Annotated in this window: 7 protein-coding genes; 3 read left to right on the top strand and 4 right to left on the bottom strand. The window is 71.6% G+C overall.

Annotated features, from left to right (window positions below):
- The first annotated feature begins 326 nt into the window (after nt 1-326).
- A complete protein-coding gene (locus ACWEPL_RS64745; protein WP_452442933.1) occupies nt 327-1,517 on the top strand; it encodes a cytochrome P450 in 1,191 nt (396 codons plus the stop codon).
- On the opposite strand, the gene ACWEPL_RS64740 is transcribed toward ACWEPL_RS64745, so the two are convergent.
- Entirely contained in the window at nt 1,508-1,699 is a 192-nt protein-coding gene (locus ACWEPL_RS64740) for a hypothetical protein (RefSeq protein WP_452442931.1), read from the bottom strand. The two genes, ACWEPL_RS64745 and ACWEPL_RS64740, sit on opposite strands and share 10 nt — an antisense overlap.
- On the opposite strand from ACWEPL_RS64740, the gene ACWEPL_RS64735 reads away from it, so the two are divergent.
- Complete coding sequence (locus tag ACWEPL_RS64735; RefSeq protein WP_363968108.1) at nt 1,698-2,486, top strand: class I SAM-dependent DNA methyltransferase; 789 nt, start codon at nt 1,698-1,700, stop codon at nt 2,484-2,486. The two genes, ACWEPL_RS64740 and ACWEPL_RS64735, sit on opposite strands and share 2 nt — an antisense overlap.
- Before the next feature lie 179 nt (nt 2,487-2,665).
- Here ACWEPL_RS64735 and ACWEPL_RS64730 read toward each other — a convergent pair whose 3' ends face one another.
- The 3 genes from ACWEPL_RS64730 to ACWEPL_RS64720 all read right to left on the bottom strand — a co-directional run bounded on the left by ACWEPL_RS64730 (nt 2,666) and on the right by ACWEPL_RS64720 (nt 4,814).
- Nucleotides 2,666-3,058, bottom strand: a complete 393-nt coding sequence (locus ACWEPL_RS64730) for a nuclear transport factor 2 family protein (protein ID WP_363968110.1) — start codon at nt 3,056-3,058, stop codon at nt 2,666-2,668.
- Between the two features lie 154 nt (nt 3,059-3,212).
- Nucleotides 3,213-3,650: a DNA-binding protein gene (locus ACWEPL_RS64725; RefSeq protein WP_452442929.1), complete on the bottom strand. Its 438-nt coding sequence runs from the start codon at nt 3,648-3,650 to the stop codon at nt 3,213-3,215.
- Nucleotides 3,651-3,860: 210 nt separating this feature from the next.
- The gene (locus tag ACWEPL_RS64720) at nt 3,861-4,814 is read right to left on the bottom strand and encodes an aminoglycoside phosphotransferase family protein (protein WP_452442927.1); all 954 of its coding nucleotides are present in this window, start codon (nt 4,812-4,814) and stop codon (nt 3,861-3,863) included.
- Nucleotides 4,815-5,137: 323 nt separating this feature from the next.
- Here ACWEPL_RS64720 and ACWEPL_RS64715 point away from each other — a divergent pair, with 323 nt between their 5' ends.
- Nucleotides 5,138-5,836 carry a dienelactone hydrolase family protein gene (locus ACWEPL_RS64715; protein WP_452442925.1) on the top strand — a complete coding sequence of 233 codons (699 nt, stop codon included), beginning with the start codon at nt 5,138-5,140 and terminating at the stop codon, nt 5,834-5,836.
- The last annotated feature ends 239 nt before the right edge of the window (nt 5,837-6,075 follow it).

Genomic DNA, 6,075 nt, shown 5'->3' with positions numbered 1-6,075 from the left:
GGGCGGGGGGGCGGGCCCCCGGCCCCCCCCCCCCGCCCCGCCCCGCCCCGGCGGCGCCCCCCCGGGCTCCGGGCGGCGGCGCGCCTTTGAAATGCCATTTATGTAGCGCGACTTCCTTTTGATATCGAAGCAGCCCAGTTCATGCACGGCGCATACGGTCAGCAATGCCATTACGACACAACGCATTCATTGCCGAGATTCCACCAATTCTGTAAATTCAGTGGCGATACTCCTCGGCGTTAACTTATTAACCGGCACTATTCCTGATTTGGTGTCGACCACGTACCGGCGGGCGTGCGCGTACGCCCGAAATGGGGCAGGTGGGAATGACGACGGTCGGAGGACCGGATCGGGCCGCTCCCGGCGGGACGCGGCCGTGGCCGGGCGGGGCGGCGCGGTGGTACCGGCGGGACCCGCTGGGGTTCGTCGAGCACGCGGCCCGCGAGCGGGGCCCGGTGTTCCGGCTGCCCGACGACGGTTCGCTGTGCGTGGCCGACCCGGCGGAGGCCCTGCGGGTGCTGCAGGACGAGGAGGGCCACTACGACGACGTGTCCGACTTCTTCCACGTCCGCGGCGGCCGGCTGGAGCCGCGGGAGACGCAGGTCGCGATCGGGCGGGCGGCCCGCGCGACGTTACGCGCCCATCTGGCCGCGCATCGCGAGCGGCTGCCCGCCGTGGTGGCCGAACTCGGGGAGGTCAGCGAGTGGCCCTCGGCCGGGCGCGCCGCCGCGTACCGGTTCCTGGCCGAGGCGCTGCTGCGGCCGGACAGCCCGCCGCCCTTGCGGGAGCTGATGGCGCAGGTGGTGCGGAACGATGTCCTGATCCGCCCCAGCGGCCGGCTGGCGAGCGCGATGCGGCGGGCGCTGTGGGTGCGCGTGGTGCGGGCCCTCGCCGTCGAGGTGCTCGCGCGGCGGGCCGGTCCGCGGCGCGACCTGCCCGGCGACCTGCTGGACGCCATACTCGAGGCCGCCCCGCCCGATACGCCTGCCGCCCAGCTCGCCCAGGTGTATCTGCTGCTGTTCCGAACCTCGGTGGCGCCCGTGAGCCACGTGGTCGCCTGGGCGTTGCTGGCGGCCGCGACCGACGGCGTCGACCTGGCGACCGTGCCCGCGGACTCGGCCGTACGGGAGTCGCTGCGGCTGTGGCCGGTGGCCTGGCTGATGGGCCGCCCCGTACTCCGCGCCCACCAGGTCGGCGGCGTACAACTGGAACCGGGAGAAAGCGTGTCGGTCTGCGCCTACCTCCTGCACCGCGACGAACGGCACTGGCCACAGGCCACCCGCTTCCGGCCCGGCAGATGGGACGGCCCCGGTCCCCGTGGGCCCTACCTGCCCTTCGGCGGGGGCCCGTTCACCTGCGCCGGCGCCGTCGTCGCCCGCAACCTGGCCTCCGACCTGCTCGCCGCCGTGACCGACGGCGCCCGCCTCGAGGTACGCGGCGGTCACGGGCAGCCGCACGTCGCGGGCATCATCACCCCTCCCCCGTTCCAGCTGCGCCGGATCCCGCATCAGACCTGACCACCCTCGGTCGTCAGGAAGGAGGTGAGCTCCGTGAGGAAGTTGCTGCGCCGGGTCACCGGCCGCCGGGTCAACCGGCAGGCATGGTTCATCTGGTAGTCCATCTCCATCGGCTGTGCCGGGCCCAACGGCCCGGCACGGCTCGCGCCGCGGCGGGACACCCGCACCCAGGAGGCACGCATGTCGCACGTGGACGAGACGCTGGCCGCCTACGAGAGCATCGCGGCCCGCTACGACGAGCTGAACGCGCAGCTGGACACCTCCAGCCTGGTGGCCCGCTTCGTGGAGGCGGCCGATCGGTACGGGTCGGGCGGACGGCGGCTCCTGGACGCCGGCTGCGGAACCGGCCGCAGCAGCGTGGCCTTCCGCGAGCGCGGATTCGAGGTGACCGGCTACGACCTGTCCCCCGCGATGGTCGCGACGGCCCGCCGCCGGCCCGGGGCCGAGGAGATCCGGTTCCTGGTGGGACGGCTGCAGGAGCCCCCGCCCGGACTGACCGGCTTCGACGTGGTCGCCTGCGTGGACGTGCCGATGACGTACCTGACCGGCACAGAGCAGCTGCGACAGGCGCTGACGGCCGCGCGCGACCAGCTCACCGAGGACGGGGTGCTGATCTTCGACCTGAACACCATCGGCTACTACCGCCGCATGTTCAACGTCCCCACGGTCGCCGACCGGGGCGACCGGTACGTGGCCTGGTTCGCGGAGTCCCCGCGGATCGAGGCCGACGCGGTCGTGATCACGCAGTTCGACCTGTTCGAACGGAACGGGGCGGGCTGGGAGCGGCTGTCGATGCGCCACGTGCAACGGCACCATTCCGAGCGGACGGTGCGCGAGGCGGCCGAGCGGGCCGGACTGCACGTCGTGGCCACCCACGGGCTGGTGGGGACGTCCGCACGGGACCCGGCCGACGAGGACGAACACGACCGGATCCTGTACGTCGCCCGCCGGTCCGACCTGGCCGGCTGACGGGCTCGCAAGGACGATGACCCCGCGGCGACCGCGACCCAGCGAGACGCGGCGACCCGCCTGAGCACCGTCGTCACCGCGGACCTGGCGGCGATCTTCTTGTCCTCCTCATTCAGGTAGGCGCGGACCCCGGTCGGCGTCGCCTGCCTAACCCGCCACCCAGACGCCCGCGCCGGGGATCAAGCCTTGATCGCCGTACCCTGGGCGGAGACGAGGTGCCAGGCGCCGTGGTCGTCGGAGGCGTAAACGTGGGTGTAGCGGCTTCCGGCGCTGAACGTGGTGCCGTCGGGGTTGGTGAAGTTCATGCCGGTACGCCCGACGACGATGCCGACTGTGCCGATGACCCGGACGATCGCCTCGTCCGGGAACGAGTGGATCCGCGGGAACCGCAGGGAGCCGGAGCCCACCAGGTCGAGCAGGATCCTTTTGTCGGCGACGGCCCCGTCCTCGACCCCGACCAGGACGAAGTCGTCGGCCAGCAGCTCCTCCAGGACGGCGAGATCGCTCGCCACCAGGGCGTCGAAGAAGCTCTGGTCGTGCTTGAGGAGGGTGACCCGATCGAAGCCGCTCATGTCGCGACGATAAACGCTGACGCTGGCGACAAGGTCAAGCCGGCCACAGGGGCACGTTCATCCAGACGCGGAGAGACCGCCCCGAACTTCGCCACCAGCACTACACCCACACCAACGACGGACATCCTCCGAAGCAGGGGTGTGGAGGTCCGTGCTACTCCTGGTCTTCGACACGGTCCGCGAGGCGTTCGTGGCGTTGCCTGGCGGCCTGGGCGGTGCCGAGCCCGAGCCCGAACGCGATCTCCTGCCAGGTCATGCCTCGCCCCCGCGCCATCTCCAGCAGGCTGACCTCCAGCGCGTCCAACTCCCCGCGCACCAGCGGGAGGAGGCTCAACGCCGCCGTGATGTCGGCGTGGTCGACCTCCGGCTCGCCGTCATCGAGCCGCGCGGCTCCGCTGAGCAGGAACGTCACGAGCCTGACGGCTTCGTGCGGGCCGATGGCCGACGCATGGACCTGCCGGCCGCGCTGCTCATCGGTGACCGCGTGCCGCCCGGCGATCCGGAACAGGGACGCGTACACGCGTTGCGCGCGCGCCTGCTCCGGATGCGGAGGAGTGAAGGGGTCAAGGTGGTGATCGGCATCTGTGGGCATGTGCTCACGATGCCGCAACACTCAAACCGATGTCAACTTATCGTTTTAAATGAAACGTTTAAGATCGCAGTCCGCCAAGCCAGAGGGCAGACGGGTCCCTTCGCCGAGCGGGTGCCTGACGAAACTCCAGACGAGCGGCGCGCGTCGGCCTGGATCAGGTCGCCGGCAGCGCCCGAGCCGAGCCCGGGTGCCACCAGAGCCGGGAGAGGCTCAGAGCGCCGCCAGAACGCGGTCGATCCTCTCCGGTGTCAGCGGCCGGTCGAGCATCGCGTGCAACCGGGCCCGGGCCCTGCCGCGATTCTCCTCCGACTCCTCAGGTGACAGGGCACGCCTGGCGTAGAACTCCAGCAAATGCCCCTGCACCACGATCGCCATCGAGAAGTCGGCCGGCTCGGCCACCACCGCAGGCCCGCCCGCGCCCCGATAGGCCCGGTAGGCCGCGACCGCGTCCTCCAGGGGCAGATCGACGAGGATCCCCGCCAGCTCGAACGCCGGGCGCGCCGGCCCGCAGTTCTCCCAGTCCAGCACGATCACGCCGCCGTCGGCTGCCCGGCACACGTTCTCCACGTTGACGTCGCGATGGCAGGTGGTGATGGAAGAGCCGGGCGAGGCGACCAGGAAGTCCAGCGCGACGAGATCGGCAAGCGCCCGCTCCAGCATCGGCGCCCACTCACCCCCGGCCGCCGCCAGCTCCTCCCACGCGTCCCGGCCGACCGGCTCGGAGAACCACGGAGCCACCGCCCCCGTAGCCGGATGCCCCACCCCATGCAGCCCGGCCGTCACCACGCCGAGCTCGGCCGCCGTGACCACCTCACCCGGCACCAGATCCACCCATTCGTAGACCCGCCACCTCCCGTCGAGCAGCACGTCGCCCTCAACCGTCGTGACGTGCCGCGGCAGGCGCACCCCTGCCTTCCCGGCGGCCAGCTGGAACGCGGCGTCCTGCCGGGCGGCACTCTCCTCGGCGGGCACGAGCAACTCCTTCACGGCCCACGAACCGCGCCCGGTGTCCAACCGCCAGATCCGGCCCAGCTCGCCGCGCGCCGCGTACACGGCCGGCCCGACCGGCTCCCCCAGCCCGTACGCCCGTGCCACCACCCGCATCGCCTCGTCCACGATCCCTCCCCACGGCACCCGGGCCATGCTGTCCTCACTCGCAACCATCGGCAACCCGGGAGGCGGCGCACGGCGAGACGGTCCCGGACCGGTCGTCGTGCGGGCCGCTCTCCGGCAGTCCAAGCCAAGCGCCCCAGCCCTCCGGCCCGCCCATGCGCCCGACCCGCCCACCACGGCGCTGCGCCCAGGCGGCGCGGCAGCGGATGAATCCTGAGATCAGCTTGATCATCACCTGGAACCCGTCGCCAATGCCGGGAATGCCGACCTACTTGCCCTCGACCGTGATGGTAGCCACGCGCGATACCACCGCAGCACCGGCCCGTCATCGAGCCTGCCCAGGTGGAGGTAGGCGCCGAGCCGCCTTGTAGACCATGACGTTGCGGCAGTCGGCGTGGTGGACGGGCATCCACGCCGACGACGGGGATCGGCTCGCCCACACCAACGACTTCGAGCCCGCCGCGTCAGCACCACCCCGAGCGCTGGCTAAGCTGCGGCGCATGGCACGAATTCTCCTCCTGCACTCGATGTACGGCCTGCGGCCCGCCGTCCACCAGGCCGCTGACCGGTTGCGGACGGCCGGCCACGAGGTGCACGTCCCCGATCTGTACGACGGCCGGGTCGTCGACACGCCCGAGGAGGGGACTGCGATCAAGGAGGAGATCGGCCGCGATGAGCTGCTGAAGCGGGCCGTGACCGCAGCGGCCCCGCTGTCCCCGGACGGCCTGGTGTACGCGGGCTTCTCACTCGGCGCGGCGATCGCCCAGAACCTCGCCCTGGGTGACGAGCAGTCTCGAGGGCTGCTGCTGATGCACGGCACCTCCGACATGGCCGACGACCTCTCGGCCGATGACCTGCCGGTCCAGCTTCACGTGGCCGATCCCGACACCTACGAACCCGCCGACTGGTTGAACGCCTGGTACATCCGGATGCGCCGGGCGCGGACCGACGTGGAGGTCTTCCGCTATCCGGGCGTCGGCCACCTGTTCACCGACCCCGACCTGCCCGACTACAACGCGCAAGCTGCCGAGCGCGCCTGGGCCGTCGCGCTGGACTTCCTCGCCGACCTGTAACGGGCGGCCCCACCGGTCTTGGTGAGCCGCCGATCAGCCGCTGCGGAAGTTCCTCTCCGAGGCGTCCCGGACGTGCGACCCGCAGCTCGACCAGCTCCTGGACCTGCGGCTGAACCGATGAAAGCCGACCATCGACGTCGCTCGGCCGAGCGACGTCGAAACCGGCCGCGCCCCCCCCCACGGCCGCATCGGGGAACACCGCCAGAGCACCCGCACCGACCACAACCACGGCAACCACC

The organism is Nonomuraea sp. NPDC004186, from assembly GCF_053603495.1.
This window is presented reverse-complemented; position numbering and strand designations above follow the sequence as displayed.

Bases quoted from the DNA above. Each gene is read 5' to 3' on its own strand.
- ACWEPL_RS64745 (WP_452442933.1), top strand. From the start codon at position 327: ATGACGACGGTCGGAGGACCGGATCGGGCCGCTCCCGGCGGGACGCGG.
- ACWEPL_RS64735 (WP_363968108.1), top strand. From the start codon at position 1,698: ATGTCGCACGTGGACGAGACGCTGGCCGCCTACGAGAGCATCGCGGCC.
- ACWEPL_RS64740 (WP_452442931.1), bottom strand. From the start codon at position 1,699: ATGCGTGCCTCCTGGGTGCGGGTGTCCCGCCGCGGCGCGAGCCGTGCC.
- ACWEPL_RS64730 (WP_363968110.1), bottom strand. From the start codon at position 3,058: ATGAGCGGCTTCGATCGGGTCACCCTCCTCAAGCACGACCAGAGCTTC.
- ACWEPL_RS64725 (WP_452442929.1), bottom strand. From the start codon at position 3,650: ATGCCCACAGATGCCGATCACCACCTTGACCCCTTCACTCCTCCGCAT.
- ACWEPL_RS64720 (WP_452442927.1), bottom strand. From the start codon at position 4,814: ATGGTTGCGAGTGAGGACAGCATGGCCCGGGTGCCGTGGGGAGGGATC.
- ACWEPL_RS64715 (WP_452442925.1), top strand. From the start codon at position 5,138: ATGACGTTGCGGCAGTCGGCGTGGTGGACGGGCATCCACGCCGACGAC.